This window comes from Streptomyces sp. NPDC047525, from assembly GCF_040643025.1.
GTDB lineage: Bacteria > Actinomycetota > Actinomycetes > Streptomycetales > Streptomycetaceae > Streptomyces > Streptomyces durmitorensis.
Window position 1 is genome coordinate 71,534 of sequence record NZ_JBEYTL010000006.1, and the last position, 24,034, is coordinate 95,567.

24 protein-coding genes are annotated in these 24,034 nt (G+C 72.5%); 14 read left to right on the forward strand and 10 right to left on the reverse strand.

The features are described from left to right. Positions 1-358: 358 nt before the first annotated feature. The 4 genes from ABZ833_RS18475 to ABZ833_RS18490 all read right to left on the reverse strand — a co-directional run bounded on the left by ABZ833_RS18475 (position 359) and on the right by ABZ833_RS18490 (position 5,017). Entirely contained in the window at positions 359-1,690 is a 1,332-nt protein-coding gene (locus ABZ833_RS18475; protein ID WP_361048731.1) for an MFS transporter, read from the reverse strand. 100 nt (positions 1,691-1,790) lie between these two features. Further along, positions 1,791-2,828 carry a hypothetical protein gene (locus tag ABZ833_RS18480; RefSeq protein WP_361047722.1) on the reverse strand — a complete coding sequence of 346 codons (1,038 nt, stop codon included), beginning with the start codon at positions 2,826-2,828 and terminating at the stop codon, positions 1,791-1,793. Between the two features lie 99 nt (positions 2,829-2,927). Further along, positions 2,928-3,971 (reverse strand): hypothetical protein, encoded by a 1,044-nt coding sequence (locus ABZ833_RS18485; protein ID WP_361047724.1) that lies wholly within the window; start codon positions 3,969-3,971, stop codon positions 2,928-2,930. 77 nt (positions 3,972-4,048) lie between these two features. Continuing rightward, positions 4,049-5,017, reverse strand: coding sequence for a hypothetical protein (locus ABZ833_RS18490; protein WP_361047726.1), 969 nt, complete (start codon positions 5,015-5,017; stop codon positions 4,049-4,051). 81 nt (positions 5,018-5,098) lie between these two features. Between ABZ833_RS18490 and ABZ833_RS18495 the strand changes: the two genes are divergently transcribed. The 3 genes from ABZ833_RS18495 to ABZ833_RS18505 all read left to right on the forward strand — a co-directional run bounded on the left by ABZ833_RS18495 (position 5,099) and on the right by ABZ833_RS18505 (position 8,241). Next, a complete protein-coding gene (locus tag ABZ833_RS18495) occupies positions 5,099-5,551 on the forward strand; it encodes a DUF4442 domain-containing protein (protein ID WP_361047728.1) in 453 nt (150 codons plus the stop codon). 214 nt (positions 5,552-5,765) lie between these two features. Beyond that, positions 5,766-7,463 (forward strand): carboxylesterase family protein, encoded by a 1,698-nt coding sequence (locus ABZ833_RS18500; protein WP_361047731.1) that lies wholly within the window; start codon positions 5,766-5,768, stop codon positions 7,461-7,463. A gap of 82 nt (positions 7,464-7,545) precedes the next feature. After that, positions 7,546-8,241, forward strand: a complete 696-nt coding sequence (locus ABZ833_RS18505; protein ID WP_361047734.1) for a DedA family protein — start codon at positions 7,546-7,548, stop codon at positions 8,239-8,241. Between the two features lie 3 nt (positions 8,242-8,244). Here the strand turns inward: ABZ833_RS18505 and ABZ833_RS18510 are convergent, their stop codons facing one another. Then, positions 8,245-8,775 (reverse strand): gamma carbonic anhydrase family protein, encoded by a 531-nt coding sequence (locus tag ABZ833_RS18510; protein ID WP_361047736.1) that lies wholly within the window; start codon positions 8,773-8,775, stop codon positions 8,245-8,247. A gap of 133 nt (positions 8,776-8,908) precedes the next feature. Here ABZ833_RS18510 and ABZ833_RS18515 point away from each other — a divergent pair, with 133 nt between their 5' ends. Then, positions 8,909-9,646 carry an acyltransferase gene (locus tag ABZ833_RS18515; protein ID WP_361047738.1) on the forward strand — a complete coding sequence of 246 codons (738 nt, stop codon included), beginning with the start codon at positions 8,909-8,911 and terminating at the stop codon, positions 9,644-9,646. Positions 9,647-9,663: 17 nt separating this feature from the next. Here ABZ833_RS18515 and ABZ833_RS18520 read toward each other — a convergent pair whose 3' ends face one another. Then, positions 9,664-10,527: a DMT family transporter gene (locus ABZ833_RS18520; protein ID WP_361047741.1), complete on the reverse strand. Its 864-nt coding sequence runs from the start codon at positions 10,525-10,527 to the stop codon at positions 9,664-9,666. Between the two features lie 94 nt (positions 10,528-10,621). Here ABZ833_RS18520 and ABZ833_RS18525 point away from each other — a divergent pair, with 94 nt between their 5' ends. After that, positions 10,622-11,206: an XRE family transcriptional regulator gene (locus ABZ833_RS18525; RefSeq protein WP_361047744.1), complete on the forward strand. Its 585-nt coding sequence runs from the start codon at positions 10,622-10,624 to the stop codon at positions 11,204-11,206. A gap of 86 nt (positions 11,207-11,292) precedes the next feature. Continuing rightward, positions 11,293-11,850: a YbaK/EbsC family protein gene (locus ABZ833_RS18530; protein ID WP_361047747.1), complete on the forward strand. Its 558-nt coding sequence runs from the start codon at positions 11,293-11,295 to the stop codon at positions 11,848-11,850. A 21-nt stretch (positions 11,851-11,871) separates the two neighbouring features. Here the strand turns inward: ABZ833_RS18530 and ABZ833_RS18535 are convergent, their stop codons facing one another. From ABZ833_RS18535 to ABZ833_RS18545, 3 genes are all read right to left on the reverse strand, one after another. Next, positions 11,872-13,089, reverse strand: a complete 1,218-nt coding sequence (locus ABZ833_RS18535; RefSeq protein ID WP_361048733.1) for a CaiB/BaiF CoA-transferase family protein — start codon at positions 13,087-13,089, stop codon at positions 11,872-11,874. A gap of 60 nt (positions 13,090-13,149) precedes the next feature. Next, positions 13,150-14,688 carry a histidine kinase gene (locus tag ABZ833_RS18540; RefSeq protein WP_361047751.1) on the reverse strand — a complete coding sequence of 513 codons (1,539 nt, stop codon included), beginning with the start codon at positions 14,686-14,688 and terminating at the stop codon, positions 13,150-13,152. A gap of 72 nt (positions 14,689-14,760) precedes the next feature. Beyond that, positions 14,761-15,417 (reverse strand): response regulator transcription factor, encoded by a 657-nt coding sequence (locus ABZ833_RS18545; protein WP_361047754.1) that lies wholly within the window; start codon positions 15,415-15,417, stop codon positions 14,761-14,763. A 177-nt stretch (positions 15,418-15,594) separates the two neighbouring features. Here ABZ833_RS18545 and ABZ833_RS18550 point away from each other — a divergent pair, with 177 nt between their 5' ends. Genes ABZ833_RS18550 through ABZ833_RS18565 form a run of 4 tightly spaced genes read left to right on the forward strand, consistent with a single transcriptional unit; the run spans position 15,595 to position 18,940 of the window. Beyond that, a complete protein-coding gene (locus ABZ833_RS18550; RefSeq protein WP_361047757.1) occupies positions 15,595-16,512 on the forward strand; it encodes an ABC transporter ATP-binding protein in 918 nt (305 codons plus the stop codon). After that, on the forward strand, positions 16,509-17,297 hold the full coding sequence (locus ABZ833_RS18555; RefSeq protein WP_361047760.1) for an ABC transporter permease: 789 nt from the start codon (positions 16,509-16,511) through the stop codon (positions 17,295-17,297). Before ABZ833_RS18550 ends, ABZ833_RS18555 begins: the two co-directional genes overlap by 4 nt. Positions 17,298-17,327: 30 nt before the next feature. Continuing rightward, positions 17,328-18,128 (forward strand): GNAT family N-acyltransferase, encoded by an 801-nt coding sequence (locus ABZ833_RS18560; protein WP_361047762.1) that lies wholly within the window; start codon positions 17,328-17,330, stop codon positions 18,126-18,128. Further along, on the forward strand, positions 18,125-18,940 hold the full coding sequence (locus ABZ833_RS18565) for a lysophospholipid acyltransferase family protein (protein ID WP_361047764.1): 816 nt from the start codon (positions 18,125-18,127) through the stop codon (positions 18,938-18,940). Before ABZ833_RS18560 ends, ABZ833_RS18565 begins: the two co-directional genes overlap by 4 nt. Before the next feature lie 24 nt (positions 18,941-18,964). Here ABZ833_RS18565 and ABZ833_RS18570 read toward each other — a convergent pair whose 3' ends face one another. After that, on the reverse strand, positions 18,965-19,912 hold the full coding sequence (locus ABZ833_RS18570; RefSeq protein WP_361047767.1) for an erythromycin esterase family protein: 948 nt from the start codon (positions 19,910-19,912) through the stop codon (positions 18,965-18,967). Between the two features lie 175 nt (positions 19,913-20,087). On the opposite strand from ABZ833_RS18570, the gene ABZ833_RS18575 reads away from it, so the two are divergent. From ABZ833_RS18575 to ABZ833_RS18590, 4 genes are all read left to right on the forward strand, one after another. Continuing rightward, complete coding sequence (locus ABZ833_RS18575) at positions 20,088-20,309, forward strand: hypothetical protein (protein ID WP_361047770.1); 222 nt, start codon at positions 20,088-20,090, stop codon at positions 20,307-20,309. After that, positions 20,306-22,609, forward strand: a complete 2,304-nt coding sequence (locus ABZ833_RS18580) for a heavy metal translocating P-type ATPase (protein WP_361047772.1) — start codon at positions 20,306-20,308, stop codon at positions 22,607-22,609. Before ABZ833_RS18575 ends, ABZ833_RS18580 begins: the two co-directional genes overlap by 4 nt. Then, a complete protein-coding gene (locus ABZ833_RS18585; RefSeq protein ID WP_361047775.1) occupies positions 22,606-23,112 on the forward strand; it encodes a copper chaperone PCu(A)C in 507 nt (168 codons plus the stop codon). Before ABZ833_RS18580 ends, ABZ833_RS18585 begins: the two co-directional genes overlap by 4 nt. 150 nt (positions 23,113-23,262) lie before the next feature. Next, positions 23,263-24,000 (forward strand): hypothetical protein, encoded by a 738-nt coding sequence (locus tag ABZ833_RS18590; RefSeq protein ID WP_361047778.1) that lies wholly within the window; start codon positions 23,263-23,265, stop codon positions 23,998-24,000. Positions 24,001-24,034 lie beyond the last annotated feature (34 nt).

A 24,034-nucleotide genomic window follows, 5' to 3' on the forward strand; every position in this document is an offset into this window, starting at 1 on the left:
GACGCGGTCGCGTCACCCGAGCCGCCCGGCGGGGCCTTCGGCATCGGCTGACGTTCCGAGCGGGGTCTCGATCGGGAGAGCGGCCGGGGGAGCAGCAGAGGAAGAGGCCGCCTTGGCGATCTCCTTGGGCGCCGTGCGCCTTCACCGGTGACGCGAAGCCGGTGCGGGACGAGGACGCGGTCGCGTCACCCGAGCCGCCCGGCGGGGCCTTCGGCATCGGCTGACGTTCCGAGCGGGGTCTCGATCGGGAGAGCGGCCGGGGGAGCAGTAGAGGAAGAGGCCGCCTTGGCGATCTCCTTGGGCGCCGTGCGCCTTCACCGGTCACGCGAAGCCGGTGCGGGACGAGGACGCGGTCGCGTCACCCGAGCCGCCCGGCGGGGCCTTCAGCATCGGCTGACGTTCCGAGCGGGGGGCCGGGCGGGGGCTCGACCGGGAGAGCGGCCACCTTGGCGATCTCCTTCGACGACGTGCGTCGCGTCAGATTGCGCACGTCCGGGACGAAGAGCACCAGCGCGGTCACCACGACCACCAGCGCCGCGCAGCCCCACAGCGAGGCCGAACGCCCGAAGGCGAGCTCCGCGGGGCCCGCGAGCGCCGTGGCGAGCGGGACCATCGCGATCGAGCCGAACCAGTCGTACGCGGCGACCCGCGACAGTTTCTCCTCGGGGATCTCCTGATGCATCGCCGTCATCCAGGAGACGCCGAAGACCTCGATCGCGACGCCGCTGACGAACATCACCGCCGCCAGACCCCACACCGGCAACGGCACCGCGAGCGCCGCCGAGGGCAACGCGAGCGGGAAGACGCAGAGGGTGCCCGCGAGCAGCAGGCGCCGCGGCTTCCACCGCATCATCAGAAACGCGCCGCCGACCGTGCCCGCACCGAACGCGCCGAGCGCCAGACCCCAGGGCCCCGCGCCGCCCAGCTCGTCCCTGGCGACCAGGGGCCCGAAGACGGCTTCGGCCGCGCCGACCACCGCCACCACCACGGAGAACTGCGCGACGATCGCCCACAGCCACGGCCGGCCGATGAACTCCCGCCAGCCTTCCCGCAGATCGGAGAGCAGTCCGCCGCCGGGCTCGCGCTTCGGGATGTGGCTGACGTCGAGGAACGACCGCAGGGCTCCGGCCGCCGCGAACGCCACCGCGTCCACGGCGAGCACCCAGCCGGGCCCGATCGCGGCGACCATCAGGCCGCCGAGCGCGGCGCCGCCGAGGCCCGCGCCCTGCATCGCCATGCGGTAGAGGGCGAAGGCGCGGCTCGCCTGTTCTCCGCTGACGGTCGACATCAGCATGCCTTCGGCCGCCGGGCCGAAGAACGCCTGGCCGGTACCGCCGAGCGCGGTGAGCAGCATCATCGACCACAGCGGGGGCGTGCCGGAGATGACGAGCACGGCGAAGACCGCCTGCGAGAGGCAGTTGAGCGCGTTGGCCGCGACCATCACGTGGTGGCGCGGCAGCCGGTCGGCGACGGCGCCGCCGATGAGCAGGAAGAGCACGAGCGGCAGCGTGCGGGCCGCCGCCACCAGCCCCACGTCCCCGCCGTCGCCGCCGGAGTCGAGCACAGCGAACGCCGCCGCGATCAGGGCGCCGTGGCTGCCCAGGTTGGTCACGATCGCGGCGGCGGTCAGCAGGCTGTAGTTGCGCCCTGCCCAGGCGGGGCGGCGCACGGCGGCGGGTTTGGTCACCAGGGGACTATCCCCGCCGGAACACCGACTTGCCAAACCGTTTCCGCCCGGGGCAGGACCCCGTCAGCGGCCCAGTAGCTGAGTAGCTGAGTAGCTCAGCGGCTCAGGACCCCTCGGCTTCGCCCTGCAGCCGTACCGTGCTGAGGATCTTCTTCACCGTGGCGTCCGGGATCTCGTCCTTCACGCCCTTCGCGCCGTACAGCGACCACGCGACGTACTCTCCGTCGCTGTTCTTGAAGGAGAACGTCGTGGCCTTGCCGTCCGAGTCGCACTTGTCGTTCTTGGTGACGCCGGAGGTCGTGGAGGTCGCGACGCTGCCCTTGATGCCCGACGTGGTGGTGTACGACTCCACCTTGCCGACCTTGATCTTCTTCTTGTCGGCCTTCTTCTGGTCCGTGTAGCCGCCGAAGACCCACCACGCGGAGTCGTTGCGCGCGACGTCCTTGGTGTTCTTGGCGCCGTTCTGGCCCTTGGTGCCGACGGCGCCGAGGGCGGTGTCGTCCTTGGTGCCGTCCTTGTCGTCGTCCGACGAGCACCACTTGGACTTGTAGTGCGCGGGCGCGGACATGCCGATGAGCGCGCTGCCGTCACCCTTCTCGCTGTCCTCGAAGCCGATGAAGGTGTCGGGGGTCGCCACCTCCCAGTCGGCCGGGACGTCGAAGGCGGTGCCCCACTTGGGGTTCACCACGACCTGCCAGCCCTCGATCGTCGGCTTCGGGCCCTTGCCCGTGCCGCGCTCGGTGCCGCCGTCGTCGGTGGGGCTCGGCTTCGGAGCCGCGGACTTGGCGGGAGTCTTCTTGTCCGGCTTGCCGTCCGCCGCGTCGTCCTTGTCACCACCGAGGACGAGGAAGCCCGTGACACCGGCGGCCACCACGACGGCGAGCGCCGCGACGATCGCGGTGATCTTTGTCTTGTTCCCGTCCCCGCCCTGCCCGCCGCCCGGCTGGGGCGGCATCGGCGGCGGAGTGGGCGCGGCCCACTGAGGCTGCTCCGGCTGCGAGTAGGCACCCGAGTGCGGCTGCTGCTGGTACCCCGGCTGCTGGTACGGGTTCGGCTGCTGGTACCCCGGCTGCTGGTACGGATTGGGATTCTGGTCCTGCGGGTTCTGCTCGCCCCCGGGCGGCTGCTGTCCTGGCCACATGGGCAGTAACCATAGAGGGGCTTGTGGCCTGATGTCATCGCTGCCCCCGCTGGGGGGCCGGCACATCGGGTCACAAGCCCCGCGGGCGTACGAAACGACTCAGGACTCCGTGGGGTCCCCGTGCAGACGCACCGTATTGAGGATCTTCATGATCGTCGCCTCGGGGATCTCGTCCTTGACGCCCTTCGCGCCGTAGAGGCTCCAGGCGACGTACTCACCCTCGGAGTTCTTGAAGCCGAAGGTGATCGCCTTGCCGTCCGAGTCGCACTTGCCGCTCTGCGGTGTGTTCGTCGAATGGGCGCGCGCGATGCTGCCCTTGATGCCGGTCTTCGTGGTGAAGGGCTCCGCCTTCTTGGGGACGGTGAGGCTCTTCTTGTCCGGCTGCGTGTACCCGCCGTAGACCCACCACGGCACCTGGTTGACCGCGACCTCGTCGGTGCTCTTCGCGCCGTTCGCGCCCTTGGTGCCGACGGCGCCGAGGGCGCTGTCGTCCTTGGTGCCGTCCTTGTCGTCGTCCGACGAGCACCACTTGGACTTGTAGTACGCGGGTGCCGACATGCCGATGAGCGTGCTGCCGTCACCCTTCTTGGTGTCCTCGAAGCCGATGAAGGTGCCGGGCGTCTCCACCTCCCAGTCGGCCGGGACGTCGAAGGCGGTGCCCCACTTGGGGTTCACCACGACCTGCCAGCCCTTGACCACCGGCTTCGGGCCGTTGTCGTTGCCGCGTTCGCTCCCACCGCCGCCCGTGGCCGGGTCCGGCTTCTTGGGCGCGGACTTGGCGGGGGACTTGGACGGCTTCGCGTCCGCCTCGTCGTCCTTGTCGCCGCCGAGCACCAGGAAACCGGTGACACCGGCGGCCACCACGACCGCCGTCGCGGCGACGACGGCGACCAGCTTGGTCTTGTTGCCGCTGTCACCGCCGCCGCTGCCGCCGGGCGGCTGCGGCGTGACGCCCAGGGGCGCGGTCGGCGCGCTCCACTGGCCCTGCTGCTGGCCCGGCCCCTGCTGCTGGTAGGGGTTCGGCTGCTGATATCCCGGCTGCTGGTACGGGTTCGGCTGCTGGTACCCCGGCTGCTGGTACGGGTTGGGATTCTGGTCCTGCGGGTTCTGCTCGCCCCCGGGCGGCTGCTGTCCTGGCCACATGGCGGGAAACGATACGGGGTGTTGGAGCGGACACGTCACGGCCGCCCCGGGCGCGGGCGGACGGATCGTGCGGTCGCTCAGGACTCGGGCCGGGGCTCGATCTCACGCACCGTGCTGAGCATCTTCTTGACGGTCGCGTCCGGGACTTCCCCCTTCACGCCCCGGGCGCCGAAGAACGACCAGGAGACGAGTTTCCCCTTGGAGTCCTTGAAGCCGAAGGAGGTCGCCTTGCCGTCCGTCCGGCACTTGTCCTCGTTCTCGACGCCGGACACCGAGGACGTGGCCACGCTGCCGGTGATGCCGGACCTGGTGGTGTACGACTCCACCGCGCCGGTCCTGATGTTCTTCCGGTCGGGCTGGGAGTACTGGCCGTACACCCACGTCGCCGAGTCCTCCTTGGCGATCTGCTCGGTGCTCTTCGCGCCGCGGTTGCCCTTGCTGCCCGCCTCCGCGAGCGGCGTGTAGTCCTTGACGCCGTCCCGGTCGGGATCGCTCGCGCACCACTGCTGCTGGAGCGCGGCGGGTGCCACCATCCCGATCAGGATGCTGTCCTCGTCGTCGGCCTCCCCGACGGCGTCCACCCAGTCGCGCGCCTTGAGCTCCCACTCGGGGGGTGCGTCGAAGACGATGCCCCGCTCGGCGTTCGTGACCGCCTTCCAGCCCGGAATGGTCGGCTTCGGCCCGCCGTCGACACCGCGCGCGTCGGACCCCTCGGACTCGGCCGGGCTCGGGGAGGTGGACGCGGACCGCGCCGGGTCCGGCTCGGCGCTGTCGTCCTTGTCGCCGCCCAGGACCAGGAAGCCGGTGACACCGGCGGCCACCACGACAGCGGCGGCGGCCACGATGGCGATGACCTTGGTCTTGTTGCCGTTGCCGTTGCCGTTGCCGTTGCCGTCGCCGTTGCCTCCGCCGCCCTGCGGGGCCTGGGGCGAACCGCCGGGAACGGTCGGCGTGATCCAGGGCGCAGGCTGCTGATATCCCGGCTGCTGGTAGGGGTTCGGCTGCTGGTTCGGCCCGCCCCCGGGCTGCTGCTCTCCTGGCCACATGCGCAGCAACCATAGGTGACGGCGATCTACGCCGGGCGGGCTCCTGGCCAAAGAACGCTACTCGTGGGTAACATCCCGGCCATGAGCGCTGACCAGATGTCGATAGGCGAGATGCTCGCCGCAACCGTGCCGATGGCCCGGACCCTGAACCTCGAGTTCCGTGAGACCACGCCCGAGAAGGCCGTGGTCGCCCTGCCCGACCAGGCCGAGTACCACAATCACGTCGGCGGGCCGCACGCCGGAGCCATGTTCACGCTGGGGGAGTCGGCGAGCGGTGCGATCGTGCTCGCCGCGTTCGGGGACCAGCTCTCGCGGGCCGTGCCGCTCGCCGTGCGCGCCGACATCGCGTACAAGAAGCTCGCCATGGGGCCGGTGACCGCCACCGCGACCCTCGGCCGCCCGGCCGCCGAGGTCGTCGCCGAGCTGGACGCGGGGCAGCGCCCCGAGTTCCCGGTGGCGATCGCGATCCAGCGCGAGGACGGCGCCGTGACCGGCGAGATGACCGTCGTGTGGACGCTGCGCCCCAATAACTGAGTCGCGCGGGGGCGTTCGCTTCCGTACGTTCATTGAACACAGCGGCGTCGCGTCGGCCGGGCCACGGGGGTCCCGACCGGCGCGGCGCCGTTCTTTCCGACCTCATCCCGCCGTTCCGGGCGGTCTTCTGTTCAACTCATTGACACGAGTCAGTAACCGCCATAGTTTTCCGCCGCCAGTGGGTCGACGTCATCTCATCAAGGGGAGTCGCCGCATGAGCCGCACGACAGGAACAGGTCGAAGCAGCACGGGAAGACGCGGAGCGGGCCGGGCGCGGCGCGCCGCAACCGCCTTCGTCGCCATGGCGGCAGCCGCCGCGGCGATGCTCACCCCGCACGCCGCGCAGGCCACCGCGCGGGAGGACGCGCCCCGCGCGGGCGGCGGCACGCTCGTCCGTACGGACGCGGGCTGGCTGCGCGGTGAAACCACCGCCGAAGGGCGGCAGTTCCTCGGCATCCCGTACGCGCGGCAGCCCGTCGGCGCCCTGCGCTGGAAGGAGCCCAGGCCCGCCAAGTCCTGGCAGGGCGTGCGCGGTGCGACCTCCTTCGGCAACCGGTGCGTGCAGAGCGCGAGTTGGGATCCCGGGTACGAGAACCCCAGCCACACCGAGGACTGCCTCGACCTCAACGTCTACGCACCCGACGGGCAGCACAAGAAGCGTCCCGTCATGGTCTGGCTGCACGGCGGCGGGCTGACCGCGGGCGCGGGCGAGGACATCGTGCCCGACGCCTTCGCCCGGCGCACCGGCACCGTGGTCGTGACCGTCAACTACCGCCTCGGCGCGATGGGGTTCCTCGCCGGGAAGAGCCTCGACGGTGAGGCGTCCGACCGCGTCTCGGGCAATTACGGCATGCTCGACCAGCAGGCGGCCCTGCGCTGGGTGCGCGCCAACATCGGCTCGTTCGGCGGCGACCGGCAGCGCGTCACCATCGCGGGGGAGTCGGCAGGCGGCCGCTCCGTCTGCACCCAGCTCGCCTCGCCCACCGCCGAGGGCCTCTACCGCGCGGGCATCGTGGAGAGCGGCGCCTACGGGGACTGCGCGGCCCGCGAGCGCGAGGAGGCGCTCACGCAGGGCGCGGCCTTCGCGAAGAAGGCGGGCTGCCCGGACCAGGCGACGGCGCTCGCCTGTCTGCGCAAGAAGCCCGCCGCCCAGATCCTCGCGGCGCAGGCCGGGTTCGACTGGGGTCCGGTGGCGGGCGGCGACTTCCTGCCGGTCCAGCCCGAGGAGGCGTACCAGGACGGCAGTGCCTCGCGTGTGCCCGTCCTGAACGGGGCGAACAGCGACGAAGGGCGGCTCTTCGCCTACGGGCAGTTCGACGGACAGGGCAAGCCGCTGACCGAGGAGCAGTACCCAGGCGCGCTCACCCGGGCGTACGGCGAGGACCTCGGCGCCAAGGTCCTCAAGCGCTATCCGGTGTCCGGGTACGCCTCGCCGACGCACGCGTACGCGGCCGCCCAGGGCGACATGATGTTCGCCTGCACGGCGCTGCGCATGGACCGCTCCCTCGCAGGGCGCGGCCCCGTCTACGCCTATGAGTTCGCCGACCGCACCTCGCCGCCCTTCGCCTCGATCCGCGAGGCGGGCAGGACGTTCGACTTCGGGGCGACCCACGTCAACGAAGTGCAGTACCTCTTCAAGCACTTCGGGCTCGCGACGCCGCTCAACGCGGAACAGCGGACTCTGGCGCGGCAGATGGTCCAGTACTGGGGCTCCTTCATCCACGGCGGTGCCCCGCGCGCCGACGGCCAGCCCACCGCGCCCGACCAGCGGACCCGGCCCGGCACGGTGCTCTCGCTGCGCACCGCGTCCGCGGGCGGGAACGAGCTGAGCGCCGCTGTGGCCCGTGAGCACCGGTGTGACCTGTGGGACCGCGAGGACCTCAAGGGCTCCGCCCCGGCCGACGCCGGGTGAGCGGGTAGGCTGCCCGGCGTGCGCGATCTTGGGGGGAACGCGCACGCCGGGTACAGGCACACCAGCACAGGAGGAACCGGCGTTGCACGTCCAGGAATGGCTGGAGACCGTACCGGCCGTCAGCATCTACGCGCTGGTCGGCGTGGTCATCGGTCTGGAGAGCCTGGGCATCCCGCTGCCCGGCGAGATCGTCCTCGTCTCGGCGGCGCTGCTCTCCTCGCAGCACGGCGAGCTCAACCCCGTCATCCTGGGGATCTGCGCCACCGCGGGCGCCATCATCGGCGACTCCATCGGGTACGCGATCGGACGCAAGGGCGGCCGGCCACTTCTGGCCTGGCTGGAACGGAAGTTTCCCAAGCACTTCAGCGCCGCGAACGTCGGCAGCGCCGAGCAGTCCTTCCAGAAGTGGGGCATGTGGGCGGTCTTCTTCGGCCGCTTCGTCGCCCTGCTCCGGATCTTCGCGGGGCCGCTGGCGGGCGTCCTTCGCATGCCGTACTGGAAGTTCCTCATCGCCAACGTCCTGGGCGGCATCGTCTGGGCGGGCGGCACCACGGCCGTCATCTACTACATCGGTGTCGTCGCCGAGGACTGGCTCAAGCGGTTCTCGTACTTCGGCCTTGCCATCGCCGTGCTGATCGGCGTCGGCTCCATGCTGCTCGTCAAGCGCCGCGCCAAGAAGTCGGCGGCGGCCCGCGACGCGGCACAGGCCGACGCGGCACAGGCCGGAAGCGGTGAGAAGACGGCGGCCGAGCCGTTTGCCGTTCCGGCCGCCGACTGAACGTCACTTGGCGTGGGCGTCCCGGTGGGCCTTGGCGAGCTCGACGTACATCGTGCCGTTGAGCGTGATGCCCGCGCGCTCCTCGTCGGTGAGCGGCCTGCGCACCTTGGCGGGCACGCCCGCGACGAGTGAGCCTGGCGGTACGACCATCCCCTGGGGCACCAGCGCCTGCGCCGCCACCAGCGAACCGGCGCCGATCACCGCGCCGTTGAGGACCGTCGCGCCCATGCCGATCAGGCAGTCGTCCTCGACCGTGCAGCCGTGCAGGACGGCGTTGTGGCCGACCGAGACCCGCTCGCCGATGGTCATCGGGAAGCCCAGGTCGACATGGAGGCTGCAGTTGTCCTGGATGTTGCTGTCGGCGCCCACGACGATGGGCCCGCCGTCCGCGCGGAGCACCGCCCCGTACCAGGCGCTCGCCCCGGCGTGCAGCGTCACCTCGCCGATGACGACCGAGGTGGGCGCGGTGAAGGCGTCCTGATCGATCTTCGGGTCCTTGCCGCCGATCCCGGTGATGAGTGCCTCGTGGCTCATCGGATTTCTCCATTCGTACGTGTCTCGCGCCTGGCGGAACCGTACGGGACGGCGGCAGGCGCGACGCCGTGTGGGGTGAAGATCACAGGGGGCCGGGCTCACCGGGCCGCCCGGGGCTGAGTAACGTGAGCGCGTGCCGAAGAACAGGAACACGTTCTCATCCGCGGTCGCCGACTGGCGGCGCCGCGCGACCCAGCGCGTCGTCCACGCGGGCTGGGCGTGGGTGCAGCGCACGGGCGCCGTCACCGCGCAGCGGCCGGGGCGGCTGCGGTTCGGCGCCATCGGCCAGGACACGAAGCTCGCCTTCCCGCTGGGGACCGTCTTCGGTGAGCCCTGGATCCGCATCGGGGACCACTGCATCATCGGCGAGCAGGTCACCCTCACCGCCGGGATGATGCCCGATCTGGACCTCGGCCCCGACCCGATCCTGCGCATCGGCAACGGCGTCGTGCTCGGCCGCGGCAGCCATGTCATCGCCGACACGACGGTGACGATCGGCGACGACTGCTACTTCGGGCCCACGGTGTACGTGACGTCCACGAACCACTCGTACGACGATCCCCACACGCCCATCGGCAAGCAGTGGCCGCGCATGGAGCCCGTCGAGATCGGCCCCGGCTGCTGGATCGGCACGAACGCGGTGATCCTGCCGGGTGCGAGGCTCGGTCGCAATGTCGTGGTCGCGGCGGGTGCGGTCGTCCGCGGCGATGTTCCCGACCACGCTGTGGTGGCCGGGGCGCCTGCGCGCGTGGTGCGGCGCTGGGACGCGGAGGCCGGGTGGCAGCCGCCGTTGCGTACGCCTGCGCCTGTTCCCATTCCTGATGGGGTCACGCCGGAACAGTTGCTTGCTCTGGGGGAGTTGGAGGGGTAGGCGCGGCTTGGCTCGTTTCAGCTGGCCAGCAGTACCGTGCCCACCAGTGCCAGGCCCGCCCCGGCTGCCTGCACCCCGCGCAACCGCTCCTTCAGTACCGCGCGTGCCGCGAGTGCCGTGATGACCGGGTAGGTCGAGGAGAGCACCGCGGCCAGGGTGACCGGGCCGTTCTGGGCGGCCATCGAGTACGTGCCGTTGGCCGCGACGTCGGCCAGGCCGACGAAGGCGAGCGCCGGGAGCGCCGCCCAGAGCACGCCCATGCCCATGCCCTCGGGGAGTGCGGCGCCGCCCCGCTGCACGGAGACGAACAGCGCGGCCCCGCCCGCGGCCACGTTCGTCACGCGCTGCACGAACAGGGCGAGGAACAGGCCGGTGAGGTTGCTCGACGCCTCGGAGATCAGGGCGAGGACCGCGCCGAAGCCGAAGGCCGCGAGCAGGGTGAGCAGGACCGCCTGGCGCTGCACGGGGGCGCCGCGCAGCTCGGGGCCGCCCGCGAGCACGATGCCCACGATGGCGACGGTGAGCCCGGCGAACTGCGGGACTCCCGGCCGCTCGCCCAGGAAGAGACCCACCGCCACCGGTACGACGACGCCCACGGAGGCGAGCGGTGAGACGACGCTCATGGGGCCGATGGCCAGGGCCTTGTAGAAGGCGAGCATCGCCACCGGGCCGAGGAGTCCCGCGGCCACCGCGAACCACAGCTGCGGCCCCCACTCCGTCCAGCCTCCCGTGGCGACCACGATCACGCCGAGCACGGTCACGGCGATGGTCTGCGAGGCGACGACCACGGTGAGCGCGGGGATGCGCCGGGTCAGCAGTCCGCCGCCGAAGTCGGCAAGCCCGTACATCAGGCTGGTGGCCAGCGCGAACAGTGCTGTCATCGGAGATCCTCGCAGTACAGTGTGGTGAACCCTTAAGTGCACCACACCGTAGTTCAATATCCTGAACTCTGTCATCCAAAATATTGGACGGAATGTGTCGGACCTCGACCAGCTCACTCAGTCGCTCGCGCGCAACCTCAAGCGCTGGCGCTCGGAACGCGGTTTCACGCTCGATGCGCTCGCGGCCCGCGCGGGCGTCAGCCGCGGCATGATCATCCAGATCGAGCAGGCCAGGACCAACCCCAGCGTCGGCATCACCGTGAAGCTCGCCGACGCCCTGGGCGTCAGCATCACCACGCTCCTCGACTACGAGCAGGGCTCGCACGTCCGGCTCGTGCCGCCGGAGCAGGCGGTGCGGATGTGGTCCACGGAAGCGGGCAGCAGTACGACGCTCCTCGTCGGGGCCGAGGCGCGCGGGCCCTTCGAGCTGTGGGCGTGGAAGCTGGTGCCCGGTGAGGGCAGCGACTCCGACGCGCACCCGCCGGGGACCATCGAGCTGCTGCACGTCACTGCGGGCGAGCTGACGCTCCTCGTGGACGGCGTGGAGCATCTGGTGGCCGCGGGGTCGTCCGCGACGTTCGAGGCGAACGTGCCGCACGGCTATCACAACAACGGCGCCGAGCCGGTCGAGCTGACGATGTCGGTGTCCGTGCCGCCCGCGCACGCCTCGTCCTACTGAGTCGTACCAAGGTGCACTGAGCCGTACCGGCGCCCGCGCAGTGAGACGCCAAGGCCCGTGGCCAGGGCGCCTGTTAGCGTGCGGCCATGCGTGCACCCATGGGAGATTTCGACGACGTCCGCCCCGCGCCCGAGGCCCTCGACCTCCTGGTCGGGCCCGTCGCCGACGCCGTGCGCGGCTGGAGCGGGACCGTACCGGCCGAACAGATCCTGTACGTCGACACCGACCCGCAGTGGGCCGACACCGCCACCTTCGTGGAGCACTACGGCCAGGACATCCTGGAGCAGTCCGCGAACTGCGTCGTCGTCGCGGGCAAGCGCGGCGGCGAGGCCTCGCTCGCCGCGTGCCTGGTCCTCTCCACGACCCGCGTCGACGTGAACGGCGCCGTGCGCCGCCAACTCGGCGCCCGCAAGGCCTCGTTCGCACCCATGGACACGGCGACCGGCGAGACGGGCATGGAGTACGGCGGCATCACCCCGGTCGGCCTGCCCGCCGACTGGCCGCTGCTCGTGGACGCCGCCGTCGTCGACCTGCCGTACGTCCTGATCGGCAGCGGCCGCCGCAGGGGCAAGCTCATCGTGCCGGGCAAGGCGTTCGCCGAGCTGCCGGGCGCCGTCGTGCTCGAAGGGCTCGGCGTCGCCTGAGGGGGCTCGGGCGGGTGAGGCTCACCCGCAGACGCCCTTCGCGCACAGCCGGGCGATGTCGTCCGGGCCGCGCCCCAGCTCCCCGAGGATCCGCTCGGTGTGCTCGCCCGCGGCCGGTACCGGATCCATGCGCGGGTCCACGCCGCTCAGGTCCGCGGGCGGCACCAGCGCCTGCACGGGGGACGGGCTGCCCGGGATCGAGACCTCCCGCCAGCGGTCACGTTCGCCGAGCGCGGGGTGGTCGAGGAACTCGGCGACCGAATTGACGCCCGCGTTGGCGATGTTGGCGCGGTCGAGCAGCTCCATCGCCTCCTGGCTGCCGAGCGCGGCGAAGCGTGCGGAGATGATCGCGTCGAGTTCGTCGCGGTGCGCGACACGGTCGGATCCGGTGGCGAACCGCGGGTCGTCGGTCAGCTCGGGCCGCCCGATGACCTGCTCGCACAGGGCGGCCCACTCGCGCTCGTTCTGCACGGACAGCAGGACGTCCTTGCCGTCGGACGCGGTGAACGGGCCATAAGGCGCGACCGTCGCGTGCCGTGCGCCGACGCGCGGCGGCTGCGTGCCGCCGTAGCGCGTGTAGTACGCGGGCTGGCTCATCCACTCGCCGAGCGCGTCGAACAGGGAGACCTCGACGGCCGGTGCGCGTCCGGTGGTCGCCCGGGTGAAGAGCGAGGTGAGGATGCCGGTGTAGGCGTACATCCCGCCCGCGATGTCCGCGACCGAGATGCCCGCCCGCACGGCCTCGTCCGGTGTGCCGGTCAGCGAGAGCAGCCCGGTCTGGCACTGCACGAGCAGGTCGTAGGCCTTGCGGTCTGCCCAGGAGCCGCTGGTTCCGTACCCGCTGACGGTGCAGGGGATCAAGGACGGGTAGCGGGACTGGAGTTCGTCCGCGCCCAGGCCCAGGCGGTCGGCCGCGCCGGGGGCGAGGTTCTGCACGAACACGTCGGCGCCCGCGAGGAGTTCGTGCAGGATCTCCATGCCCTCCGCGGACTTGAGGTCCAGGGTGAGGGACTCCTTGGAGCGGTTGAGCCACACGAAGTAGCTGGCCTGGCCGTGCACCGTGGTGTCGTAGCGGCGGGCGAAGTCGCCGCCGCCGGGGCGCTCGACCTTGATCACGCGGGCGCCGAGGTCGGCCAGCTGACGGGTGGCGAAGGGAGCGGCGACGGCCTGCTCGAGGCTGACGACGGTGATGCCCTCCAGGGGGAGCCGGCCTGCCGGTTCGTGGTGCGTCGTCGCCATGACTGCCTCTCGTTCGCGGGTGCTGCCTGCCTGATTCTGTACGGTCACACGGGCGCTCCCTCAGTCGCCCTCACCCACGACCGACTTGGACACGAGCCGCCCGTCGGCGAAGCACAGGCGGTAGCCGTCGGACGACATGAAGCGCGTGCTGTAGTACGCGCAGTCCTGGCCGCGCGGCGTCGCGGGCGCGCCGTCCGGCGGGCCGTCCCTGGTGAAGTCCGGCAGCCGGGACTCCACTTCGTCGCGTGGCTCCCCGGCCGTCAGGCCGTCGTACACCTCACGGTCGAGGACCGAGAAGACGGAGCTGATCAGGCTGAGGGGGATCATGAGCAGCAGGATCCCGGCGAGGACCGCGAGCGGGGCCAGGACCGCCTGGACGAGCCGCCGTCTGACCTGCCGCCTGGCCTGCTCCAACTCCCGCGCGGATGTGGTCGGCCGGGGTGCGTCGACGGCGCGCGGGGCGGCACCCGCCGCGGGCAGCTCGGCGGTCACCGCGAAGCCGCCGTCGTCCGTGGGGTCCGCGCGCAGCGTGCCGCCCGCCAGGCGCACCCGCTCGTCGAGGCCGACGAGGCCGCTGCCGCCCGACGCCACCCCGGGCAGGCGCCCCGCCCCGGCCGGATCGTTCGCCACCGTCAGGCGCAACGTGTCGCCGTCCCGTGCGAGGCGGACCCGCACCGCCGCGCCGGGCGCGTGCTTGGCCGCGTTCGTCAGGGACTCCTGGAGCACGCGGTGCACGGCGAGCCCGACCATCGGCGGCAGGTCGTCCGTGGCCCCCGACCGTTCGAGCGTGACCTCGACCCCGGAGGCCCGCGCGCGCTGGACCACGGCGTCCGCGCTCTCCTCCGAAGGCGCCCTGGGCGGCACTTCGTCGTCCGCCCGCAGCACGCCGATGATCTCCCGCAGCCGTTCGGTCGCCGCCCCGGCCGCCTCGCGCAGTTCGCCGACGGCAGCCTGCTGCCGGGCGTCGAGAGTGGGATCGACCTCAAGGACGCCCGCCTGGACCGCGATGAGCGTCAGGTCGTGGCCGAGCGAGTCGTGCATGTCGCCCGCGATCCTGGCCCGTTCGCGGATGCGGGTGCGGTCCGCGACGGCCTGCTGCTCGTGCTCCATGTGCTCGGCGAGCCGCCAGCCGGTGGCCGTCAGGTCGGCGTACTGGCGGCGGTAGCGGCCGAGCAGCCAGGGCAGCACCGCGCCGATGAGCAGCGTCAGGAGCATCGACGGCCAGCCCCACAGATCGTTCGACACGACCGCGCACAGCACGAGCCCGGCCACGGAGACCGCCCCGAAGAACCACAGCGCGGGACGCACCGCGACGCTGCGGCTGCCGGCGAGATACCCGAGGACGGCAAGGGCGGCCCAGTACACGGGCGTCAGCATCTCCGCGTCCGTCATCAGACTCAGCGCGACGGGCACGGCGAGCGCCACCAGCGGCCACCGCCTGCTGACCGCCACGGCGCCCCCGAGCAGCGGGACGCCCACGGCCGCCACGACCGCGTCGGGTCCGTCCAGGCCGATGGCGGCCGAGACCGGCGGTGCGCACACCACGAGCCACAGTCCGATGTCGAAGAGCCGGGGAAGCCAGCCGTGTACGCCGCGCATCCGCCAAGCATCGCCGATCACCCCCGGCCCGCGCCCCTGACGAAAGTAGGGGATCGCCTCGTGGCGCCCGGCTCACTCCTCGCCGACGAGTCCCGCCTCGTACGCCAGGATCGCGGCCTGCACGCGGTTCTTGAAGCCGAGACGGGCGAGGACCTGGCTGACGTACGCCTTCACCGTGCCCTCGACGACATGCAGCCGTCCGGCGATCTCCGCGTTCGACAGACCGGCCCCGACCAGCGCGAGCACCTCGCGCTCGCGCGCCGTCAGCTCCTCGGCGCGGGCCCGCGCGGCGGCCTGCTTGCCGAGCTGCCCCGCGCCGAGGTGGGAGATGACCCGCCGTGCGATCGACGGGGAGAGATACGCGCCGCCCCCGGCGACGGCCTGGACCCCGGCGATCAGCTCGCGCGGATTGCCGGACTTGAGGAGGAAACCGGCGGCGCCCGAGCCGAGCGCGCTCGCGATGTACTCGTCCTCGGAGAACGTGGTGAGCATCGCCACCGCCGTCCCGGGCGCGGTCTTGTGCAGTTCGGCCGCGGCCTGGAGGCCGTCGAGCCGGGGCATCCGGATGTCGAGGAGGCAGACGTCGGGGCGGTGCTTGAGCGCGAGGTCGACCGCCTCGCGGCCGTCGGTCGCCTCGGCGACGACCTCGATGTCCTCGGCGGTGCCCAGGATCGCCCGCACCCCGGCCCGGATCATCGCCTCGTCGTCGGCAAGCAGCACTCGGATCATGCGAGCACGCTACCCGGCCGCCGTGGACCGTGAGGGACGTGTGCCGGGGACCTGACGAAAGTGCAGGGCAGGTGCTGACCAAGGTCCCCTGTCCCCGGCCGCCCCGCTTCGTAGCGTCCCTGTCATCACCGCCGACGCGAACCGAATGCGTGGGCACGGAGAGGGACTTGGGGAACGATGCTCACGCTGCGGAGCCTGACCAAGAGATACGGCGAGAAGACCGCCGTCGACGCACTGTCCCTGGAGGTGGCGCCCGGGAAGATCACCGGCTTCCTCGGGCCGAACGGCGCGGGCAAGTCCACCACGATGCGCATGATCCTGGGCCTTGACCACCCCACATCGGGCACCGCCCTCATCAAGGGCAAGCGGTACGCCGACCACACGCATCCCCTCAGGGAGGTCGGCGCGCTCCTGGACGCCAAGGCCGTCCACCCCCGGCGCACCGCGTACAAGCACCTCCTTGCCATGGCGCGCAGCCACGGCATCCCCGCCCGCCGCGTCGAGGAGGTCCTTGAGGCCACGGGGCTCGGCGATGTGGCGGGCAAGCAGGCGGGCTCCTTCTCGCTGGGCATGGGGCAGCGCCTGGGCATCGCGGCAGCGCTGCTCGGCGATCCGGAGGTGCTGATGCTCGACGAGCCGGTCAACGGGCTCGACCCGGACGGCGTGCTCTGGATCCGGGGCTTCCTGCGGTCGCTCGCCGCGCAGGGCAGGACGGTGTTCGTCTCCAGCCATCTGATGAGCGAGATGGAGGTCACCGCCGACCGGCTTGTCGTGATCGGCAGGGGACGGCTCATCGCGGACGCGCCGATGGAGGACATCCTCGCGCGCGGCTCCCGCAACGCGGTCCGCGTGCGCGGGCCCGAGGCGCAAGGCCTGCACGCCCTGGCGGAGCGGCTCGTGCCGGAGGCGCACGACATCCAGTGGGTCTCGGCGCACGAGCTGGTGGTGACGGGCCTGACGCCGGAGCGCGTCGGCGATCTGGCTCACGAGGGCCACGTACGACTGCACGAGCTGCGCGCCGTCGAGGCGTCACTGGAAGAGGCGTACATGGAACTGACCGCAGGCAGCGTCGAGTTCGGGGAGGCACGGCTGTGAACGGCATCCAGACATCCGCACGGGGCGGCCGGGCGTCGCTGCGTACGGCAGGCGGCGGCGGTCTTCGCGGGGCCGTGGCCGCCGAGTGGACCAAGCTGTTCTCGCTCCGCTCGACCTGGTACTTCCTGCTGACTGCTGCCGCCGTGATGGGAGTGACGGCCACGTGCGTCGGTGTGGTCACCCATGACGCGGGAGCGTCGGTCGCCGATCCCGCGACGCTCGCCACCGTCTACGGCGTCGAGTTCGTCGTCGCCGGCCTCGCCCTGCTCTGCGTCACCGGCGAGTACGCCACCGGCAGCATCACCAACACCCTCCAGTGCGTGCCGGACCGCGCACGCCTGATGATCGCCAAGAGCCTCACGGTGGGGGCCGTCGCGTTCGCCGCCGGGATCGTGCTCGCCGTGCTCGGGGTCGTGGCGGGGGCGGCGGCCCTGGAGGAGTCGACGTCCGATGGCGCGCAGGTGGCGGGCCGGGTGTTTGCGGTCGCCGTTCACCTGATGCTCATGAGTGTCCTGACCGTCGGCCTCGCGGCCATCGTGCGCAGTTCAGCCGGGGCCATCACCGTGCTGTTCGTGCTGCTGCTCATCGTGCCGACGATCCTCCAATCGATTCCCCTCGACTTCCTCACGAACCTGGCGCAGTTCCTGCCCCAGGCGGCGGGCACGCAGTTCCTCACGGCCGACGCGGATCTCTACGGCCCCGCGACCGGGCTGCTGCTCCTCGCAGCCTGGACGGCCGCCTCCCTGACCCTGTCCACGGTGATCCTCGGGCGCCGCGACGCCTGAGCCCCTCCCCGAACGGAGACCGGATCTGTCATGCCCTCGACATCCGCTGCCTCGACGCCCACCGCTCCCGCCACTCCCAGCGCTCCCGCCACTCACGCAAGCCCCGCCGTCTCCAGCGCGTACGTCACCTCCATCGCCGACTCCCAGGAGCAGATCCGGGCCGCGCAACGCCTGCGGTACCGCGTCTTCGGCGAGGAGATGGGCGCCACGCTCCACACCTCCCTGCCCGGCCACGACGTGGACCCCTACGACGACCTCGCGGACCACCTGATCGTCACCGACACCACCACCGGCGAGGTCGTCGGCACCTACCGCCTGCTGCCTCCCGGGCGGGCCGAGCGGTCCTACTCCGACAGCGAGTTCGATCTGCGCGCGCTGGAGGGGCTGCGGTCCTCCATGATCGAGGCGGGCCGCTCCTGCGTGCACCCGGACCACCGCTCCGGTGCGGTGATCAACCTGATGTGGTCGGCGCTCGCCCGCTACGTCCTGCTCTCCGGCCACCGCTATCTGGCGGGCTGCGCCTCGGTGCCGCTGTCCGACGGCGGCAAGGCGGCGGCCGGTGCCTGGCTGCTCGGCACGTCCAAGCACGCGTCGCCGCCCGAGCTGCGGGTGCAGCCCCGGCGCCCGTGGGTGCCCACCGGGCCGACAGTGGACCGGCCCACCTATGCCGATCTGCCGCCGCTCCTGAGGGGATACCTCCGCCTCGGCGCGTGGATGTGCGGGGCGCCCACGCACGACCCCGAGTTCGACGTCGCGGACTTCTTCGTCCTCCTCGACATGGACCGGCTGGGCGACCGCTACCGCCGCTATTTCCTGGGGGAGACGCCATGAGCCCCGCGGGAGCCACGGGCGCGCTGTGCACCCCGGCCTGCGTCACGGGCCCGGTGCCACGGGTGCCGCGGGCCGAACTGGTCCGCCGGTACGCGGCGTTGGCGTACGAGATCGGCCTGGGCGTGGCGCAGGGCGAGCGCCTCGCCGAGCCCCACGCGCTGCGGGTGCGGGCCCGGGGGATCCTGGGCGCGCTCGGCGTACGCGTCGAGGAGGGGCCGGAGAGGCTGACGGTGAACGGCCCGTGGCCCAGCACGGTGAACGGCCCGCGGCCCGGAACCCTGATCGTCGCCAATCACATCTCCTGGCTGGACGTCGTCAGCCTGCTGGCCGTCGAGCCCGTGACGGTCCTCGCCAAGCGGGAGGTGGGCCAGTGGCCGGTCATCGGCGCGCTCGCCCGGCGGGCAGGGTCCCAGTTCATCGACCGCGACGGGCTGCGCCAACTGCCGCACGCGGTGGCCGATCTGGCGTCGACCCTGCGCTCGGGCCGCTCCGTCCTCGTCTTCCCGCAGGCGACGACCTGGTGTTCCGTGCCCGGCGGCCGGTTCCGTCGGGCCACCTTCCAGGCGGCGGCCGATGCAGGCGCACCCGTGCGGCCCGTGACCATCCGCTACTACCAGCACGGCACCCGAAGCACCGCCGCCGCCTTCCTCGGCGACGAGACCTTCGGGGCCTCGCTGCACCGAGTCGCCCGCGCCCGGGGGCTGACCGTGCGGGTCACCGCGCACGCCCCGCTGCACGGGTCCGACCGCCGGGAGCTGGCCGCCGAGGCCCAAGCGGTAGTCGGCGCCCATGAGATGCCCGCCCATGTCTGACCTGCTCGAATGACGCTGGGCCCCTCAGGAACCTTGGAGGGGCCTGGCCCGCGTCACCTCGCGGACATGCACCACGGCGTCGAACCACTCCGCGAGGGAGCCGCCCGACAGGTGGTGGTCGGCGTCCTCGCGCGCGTCGTAGAAAGGACCGACGACGCGGGTCATGGCCGGGGCGCCGAGCCAGGCGTCGACGGCGGCGGGGCGGCGCGCGCGCAGGTCCAGGGAGTACGCGGGCAGGTCCGCCGCGCCGAGCAGCGCTTCGGCGAACTCCCTGGGCGGAACCGGGTGGTCGATGCCGTGGTGGAAGGTCAGCCCGACGGACGCGTAGCCGCTGCCGAAGTGCTCGCGTAGGTGGCCGCCCACGTTGCGGTGGGTCTGGGGCGCCGGGGAGGAGACCGACCGGGGGTCGCCGACGGCCGTGTGGGCGAGGCCACCCCAGTAGACGGTCTTCTGGCGAGTGCGTTCGCGCCACCGGATCGCCTCGTCGGCCATGTCCCGCTCGATCTCCGCGAGACCCGCGCCGGGCGGCGGCGACTGCGAGGAGGGCACGGCCAGTTGGACGGGGTCGTGCGGGTTGCGTTCGTTGTGGGCGCGCATCCAGTGCAGCACGTCGAGGCTCTCCCCCGTCCGCCAGAAGGGACGGGCCTCGGCGAGCACCGCTTCCGGATCGCCCGCCCCGGTCAGGACGTACGCGTCGAGGCCGAGGCGTGCCGGATCGTCCCCTTCGAGGACGAGGGACCTGAACCCGTGCTCCTCGACCAGCAGGCGCAGCATCCGGTGCTGGAGGACGGACAGTTCGTGCGTGGCGCGGGATCCCACGCCGAGCGCGACGATCTCGGCATCCGCCACCGCGTCGGCCAGTGGGCGCAGGTCGTCCGACGTCGCGTTGGTGTCGAAGGAGTTGATGGGGTGAGCGTGCTGGGTCAACCAGTCCGCGACGGCTTCCGCGGCTGTCGCCGATGTCCTGTTCATGGGGCAAGCCTCATTCCTGAAGCTTGGTTGAGGTCAAGCGTCTCGTGCGTCGGTCTCGTGCGCCGGTCTCGTGCCTCACGGGAACTGGGGCTCCTCCGCGGCCGACTCCTGACCTGAAGAGGCGCGGGCGCGACGGATCCGCGCTGTCGCGTTCACGAGTGTCAGGAGAGCGGCGATGAGCGATCGCCCCCAACTTCCCCTGCTCTGCGGGTTTCTCGCGCTGCTCGCGGTGATCTTCGCGGTGTCGTACGCCGTGGGGGAGGCCGTCGGTCCTGTCGCACCCGGAATGCAGCGGACCGAGACCGAGACCGGGACGGACAAGGGGCCCGGCGGCGGTGACGGCGGATCGCATGGGGGCGGCGACATGGGGGACATGCACTCCGGCGGCGGCCGATGAGCGGGTCCGCGGCCGCCGCCGGAGCGGACACCGACGTCATCACCGATCTGACCGTCGGGGGGATGACCTGCGGTGCCTGCGTGGGGCGCGTCGAGAAGCGGCTCGGCAGACTGGACGGCGTGAGCGCGGTGGTGAACCTGGCCACCGGGCGGGCCCGGGTGACCCATCCGAGCACCGTCCCCCTCGGCGAACTCGTCGCGGCGGTGGAGCGGGCGGGCTGCACGGCGGAACCCGTCCGGCAGCCGGAACCGCTCCCCGAGCCCGCGCCTGCGGGGCCTGGAGAGCCGGAACAGGCGCAAGGAGAGCAGGCGGCGCAAGGAGAACAGGCGCAAAGCGACCGCGACCGCCTGCTGATCGTGGCCCTGCTGGCGGCCCCCGTCCTCATCCTCTCGATGGTGCCCGCCCTGCAGTTCCGCAACTGGCAGTGGCTGTGCTTCATGCTGGCCGCGCCGGTCGCCGTCTGGGGTGCCTGGCCCTTCCACGCCCGCGCGCTGCGGGGCCTGCGGTACTCGGCGGCGACCATGGACACCCTCGTCTCGCTCGGCGTCGTCGCCTCCTTCGCCTGGTCCTCGTACGCGCTCTTCCTCGGCGGCGCGGGCGACCCCGGCATGCGGATGCCGTTCAGCCTGCTGCCGTCCGCGCCGGACGGGGCCGCACACATCTACCTCGAAGCGGTGGTCGCCGTACCGCTGTTCGTCCTGACGGGGCGGTATCTGGAGGCGCGCGCCCGGCACGGGACGGGCGCGGCGCTGCGCTCGCTCGCGGGCCTGACCGTCAAGGACGTCGAGGTCCGCGACGGCGACACGGAACGGCGCATCCCCCTCGCCCGCCTCCGCGTGGGCCAGAGCTTCGTCGTGCGCCCGGGGGAGCGGGTCGCCACCGACGGGGTGGTGCGGGAGGGCAGTTCGGCCCTGGACCTCTCCCTGATCACCGGGGAGAGCGAGCCCGTCGAGGTCGGCCCCGAGACGTCGGTGACCGGTGGCGCCGTCAACGTCGGCGGGCTGCTCCTGGTGCGCGCCACGGCGGTCGGCGCCGACACCCGGCTCGCCCGCATCACCCGTCTGGTCACCGAGGCCCAGGCCGGCAAGGCGCGCGCCCAGCGGCTCGCGGACACGGTGGCGGGCGGGTTCGTGCCGGTGGTGCTCGCGCTGGCCGTCACGGTGCTCGGCTTCTGGCTCGGCGCGGGAGCCGCCCCGCAGTCCGCCGTGACGGCATGCGTGGCGATCCTGGTCGTGGCCTGCCCCTGCGCGCTCGGCCTCGCGACCCCCACCGCCCTGCTCGCCGCCACGGGCCGTGGTGCCCAACTCGGCGTCCTGGTGCGGGGACCGCGCGCCCTGGAGACCTTGCGGGACGTCGATGCCGTCGTCCTGGACAAGACCGGCACGCTCACCTCCGGGCGGATGAGCGTCGCCCGCGTCACCGTGACGGCGGACGGCGTCGGGCGCGAGGACGTACTGCGGCTCGCCGGTGCGGTGGAGCGGGGTGCGGAACATCCGCTGGGCCGGGCGGTCGTCGCGTATGCGGGGCATCCGCTGCCGCAGGTGACCGAGTTCCACGCCACTCCGGGCAGCGGGGTGAGCGGCCGCGTCGAGGGCCGCTTCGTGGAAGTCGGTGCCCCCGAGGGTGAGTTGCCCGAAGAGCTGTCCCGTGCGCTGAGCGCCGCCGAGGCCGCCGCGCACACCCCGGTCGTGGTCCGCGTGGACGGCACGGCCCAGGCCCTGATCGCGATCGGCGACGTCGTGCGCCCCGGGAGCTACCGAGCCGTCGACCGGCTCCGCCGCCTCGGCGTACGTCCGGTGCTCGCCACGGGGGACAGTGGGCCGACCGCCCGCGCGGTCGCCGCCGACCTGGGCATCAAGGAGGTCCACGCACGCTGTACACCCGAGGGGAAGGCCGATCTCGTAAGGGAGTTGAGGGAGCAGGGCCACCGTGTCGCGGTCATCGGGGACGGCGTGAACGACGCGGCGGCCCTCGCGGGAGCGGATCTCGGCATCGCCATGGGCGGCGGCACCGACGCGGCCATCGGGGCCGCCGACATCACGCTCGTACGCGGCGACATCGAGACCGTCGCGGACGCGGTCCTGCTGGCCCGGCGCACCCTGCGCACGATCCGGACGAACCTCGGCTGGGCCTTCGGCTACAACGCGGTCACCGTGCCCCTGGCGGCGGTTGGCCTGCTGAACCCCATGGTCGCGGCCGCCGCGATGTCGGCAAGCTCGCTCCTGGTGGTGGGCAACAGCCTGCGGCTGCGCACCTGGCGGCCGGGTCCGGCGCGGGCGCGGAAGGGCGGCACGCGATGAGCGAGGACCTCCGGTCGGCGGCCCGCCGCCTGCGCGCACCCCTGCTCGCGGCGCTCGCACCCGTCACGGCGTGTGCCGTCGCGCTCGGCGGGCTCACCACGTGGGTGGGCGCGGGCGGTGCGGGCAGGCCCGCGCGGATCGAGGTCGGGACGGGGCGGGTGTTCCTGCCGTACGGGGACACGAGGGACACCTCCGCGTACTTCCGCATCACCAACAGGGGCGGATCGGCGGACCGTCTCACCGGCATCACCTCGGACTCCCCGGCCGCCGACCAGACCATGCTGGGCCGCCACCGGACCACGGAAGGCCGGGCTGCGTACATGAGCGGCGCCGCGTCGGTGGAGGTTCCGGCGCACGGGACCCTTGCGATGTCGCCGCTCGGCACCAACGTGATGCTGCGGGCGCGCGGCCGGTGGCAGGCGGGCGACACGGTGCCGTTCACGCTGCACTTCCGGGACGGGGGCAGCATCCGCGCCGACGCGGTCGTGGTCCGGCCGCGCTAGCGGTCCTCCCCAGAGGTCGGAGCGGAGGGCCGCCCAGTTCCCGGGGGTCGTTGTGTCGTGACTCACACGTACGGGGCGGGTGAGCGGTCCGGGTCGAATTCGCGTACCCCTCCGTGAAAGGAGGGGCGCGAATGCAAAGATGGCCCCGCCATGACTGACGGGTGGTGTTCTCGCGCGGTACGGGCTGCGGTGTTCGCCGCCGCCTGTGTACTGCTCGCTGCCCTGGGGCACGTGCTGATGTCCGGGACCGCGGTGCCCTCGTGGACGCTGGGTGCCGGAGCCGTCGCGGTCGGCGGCACGGCGTGGACGCTGGCCGGGCGCGAGCGGGGGCTGCCGCTGGTCGTCTCCGTGACGGTGGCCGCACAGGCCGCGCTGCACTCGGGGTTCTCCCTGGCGCAGGCCGCCGCGCAGCCCGCGGGCGGAGCCACGCTCTCGCGGCGGTGGGTGCAGCACATGCTCTGCGCGGCGCCGATGGGCGCCGACGCGACGGGGACGGGCCAGGGCTCGGCCATGGCAGCGCCGATGACCGCATCGGGGACGACGCCGATGCCCTCGGCCTCGGCCTCTTCCATGGAGCACATGGAACACATGGGCGGCGGCCACGACATGAGCGGCATGTCGCCGACCGGCATGCTCGCCGCCCACCTTCTCGCCGCGCTCCTCTGCGGCCTCTGGCTCGCGCACGGCGAACGCGCGGTCTTCCGCGTCGCGCGCGCCTTCGCGGGGTGGCTCGTCGCCCCGCTGCGGGTGCCTCTCGCGCTCCCGGCACCCGCCCACCGCCCCCGCATCCGGCGCCATCGCCCGCGCGCTGCGGGCCGGCCGCGGCAGTTGCTCCTCGTGCACGCCATCACTTCTCGGGGTCCGCCCGCGGGGACCGCTGTCGCCTGACAGCCGGTTCCCCGACGCCGTTCCCGCGCGCCGC

Coding starts and splice junctions, on each gene's coding strand:
- ABZ833_RS18480 (WP_361047722.1), bottom strand. CDS start 2,828: ATGTGGCCAGGACAGCAGCCGCCCGGGGGCGAGCAGAACCCGCAGGAC.
- ABZ833_RS18485 (WP_361047724.1), bottom strand. CDS start 3,971: ATGTGGCCAGGACAGCAGCCGCCCGGGGGCGAGCAGAACCCGCAGGAC.
- ABZ833_RS18490 (WP_361047726.1), bottom strand. CDS start 5,017: ATGTGGCCAGGAGAGCAGCAGCCCGGGGGCGGGCCGAACCAGCAGCCG.
- ABZ833_RS18495 (WP_361047728.1), top strand. CDS start 5,099: ATGAGCGCTGACCAGATGTCGATAGGCGAGATGCTCGCCGCAACCGTG.
- ABZ833_RS18500 (WP_361047731.1), top strand. CDS start 5,766: ATGAGCCGCACGACAGGAACAGGTCGAAGCAGCACGGGAAGACGCGGA.
- ABZ833_RS18510 (WP_361047736.1), bottom strand. CDS start 8,775: ATGAGCCACGAGGCACTCATCACCGGGATCGGCGGCAAGGACCCGAAG.
- ABZ833_RS18520 (WP_361047741.1), bottom strand. CDS start 10,527: ATGACAGCACTGTTCGCGCTGGCCACCAGCCTGATGTACGGGCTTGCC.
- ABZ833_RS18530 (WP_361047747.1), top strand. CDS start 11,293: ATGCGTGCACCCATGGGAGATTTCGACGACGTCCGCCCCGCGCCCGAG.
- ABZ833_RS18535 (WP_361048733.1), bottom strand. CDS start 13,089: ATGGCGACGACGCACCACGAACCGGCAGGCCGGCTCCCCCTGGAGGGC.
- ABZ833_RS18540 (WP_361047751.1), bottom strand. CDS start 14,688: ATGCGCGGCGTACACGGCTGGCTTCCCCGGCTCTTCGACATCGGACTG.
- ABZ833_RS18545 (WP_361047754.1), bottom strand. CDS start 15,417: ATGATCCGAGTGCTGCTTGCCGACGACGAGGCGATGATCCGGGCCGGG.
- ABZ833_RS18550 (WP_361047757.1), top strand. CDS start 15,595: ATGCTCACGCTGCGGAGCCTGACCAAGAGATACGGCGAGAAGACCGCC.
- ABZ833_RS18560 (WP_361047762.1), top strand. CDS start 17,328: ATGCCCTCGACATCCGCTGCCTCGACGCCCACCGCTCCCGCCACTCCC.
- ABZ833_RS18565 (WP_361047764.1), top strand. CDS start 18,125: ATGAGCCCCGCGGGAGCCACGGGCGCGCTGTGCACCCCGGCCTGCGTC.
- ABZ833_RS18570 (WP_361047767.1), bottom strand. CDS start 19,912: ATGAACAGGACATCGGCGACAGCCGCGGAAGCCGTCGCGGACTGGTTG.
- ABZ833_RS18575 (WP_361047770.1), top strand. CDS start 20,088: ATGAGCGATCGCCCCCAACTTCCCCTGCTCTGCGGGTTTCTCGCGCTG.
- ABZ833_RS18580 (WP_361047772.1), top strand. CDS start 20,306: ATGAGCGGGTCCGCGGCCGCCGCCGGAGCGGACACCGACGTCATCACC.
- ABZ833_RS18585 (WP_361047775.1), top strand. CDS start 22,606: ATGAGCGAGGACCTCCGGTCGGCGGCCCGCCGCCTGCGCGCACCCCTG.
- ABZ833_RS18590 (WP_361047778.1), top strand. CDS start 23,263: ATGACTGACGGGTGGTGTTCTCGCGCGGTACGGGCTGCGGTGTTCGCC.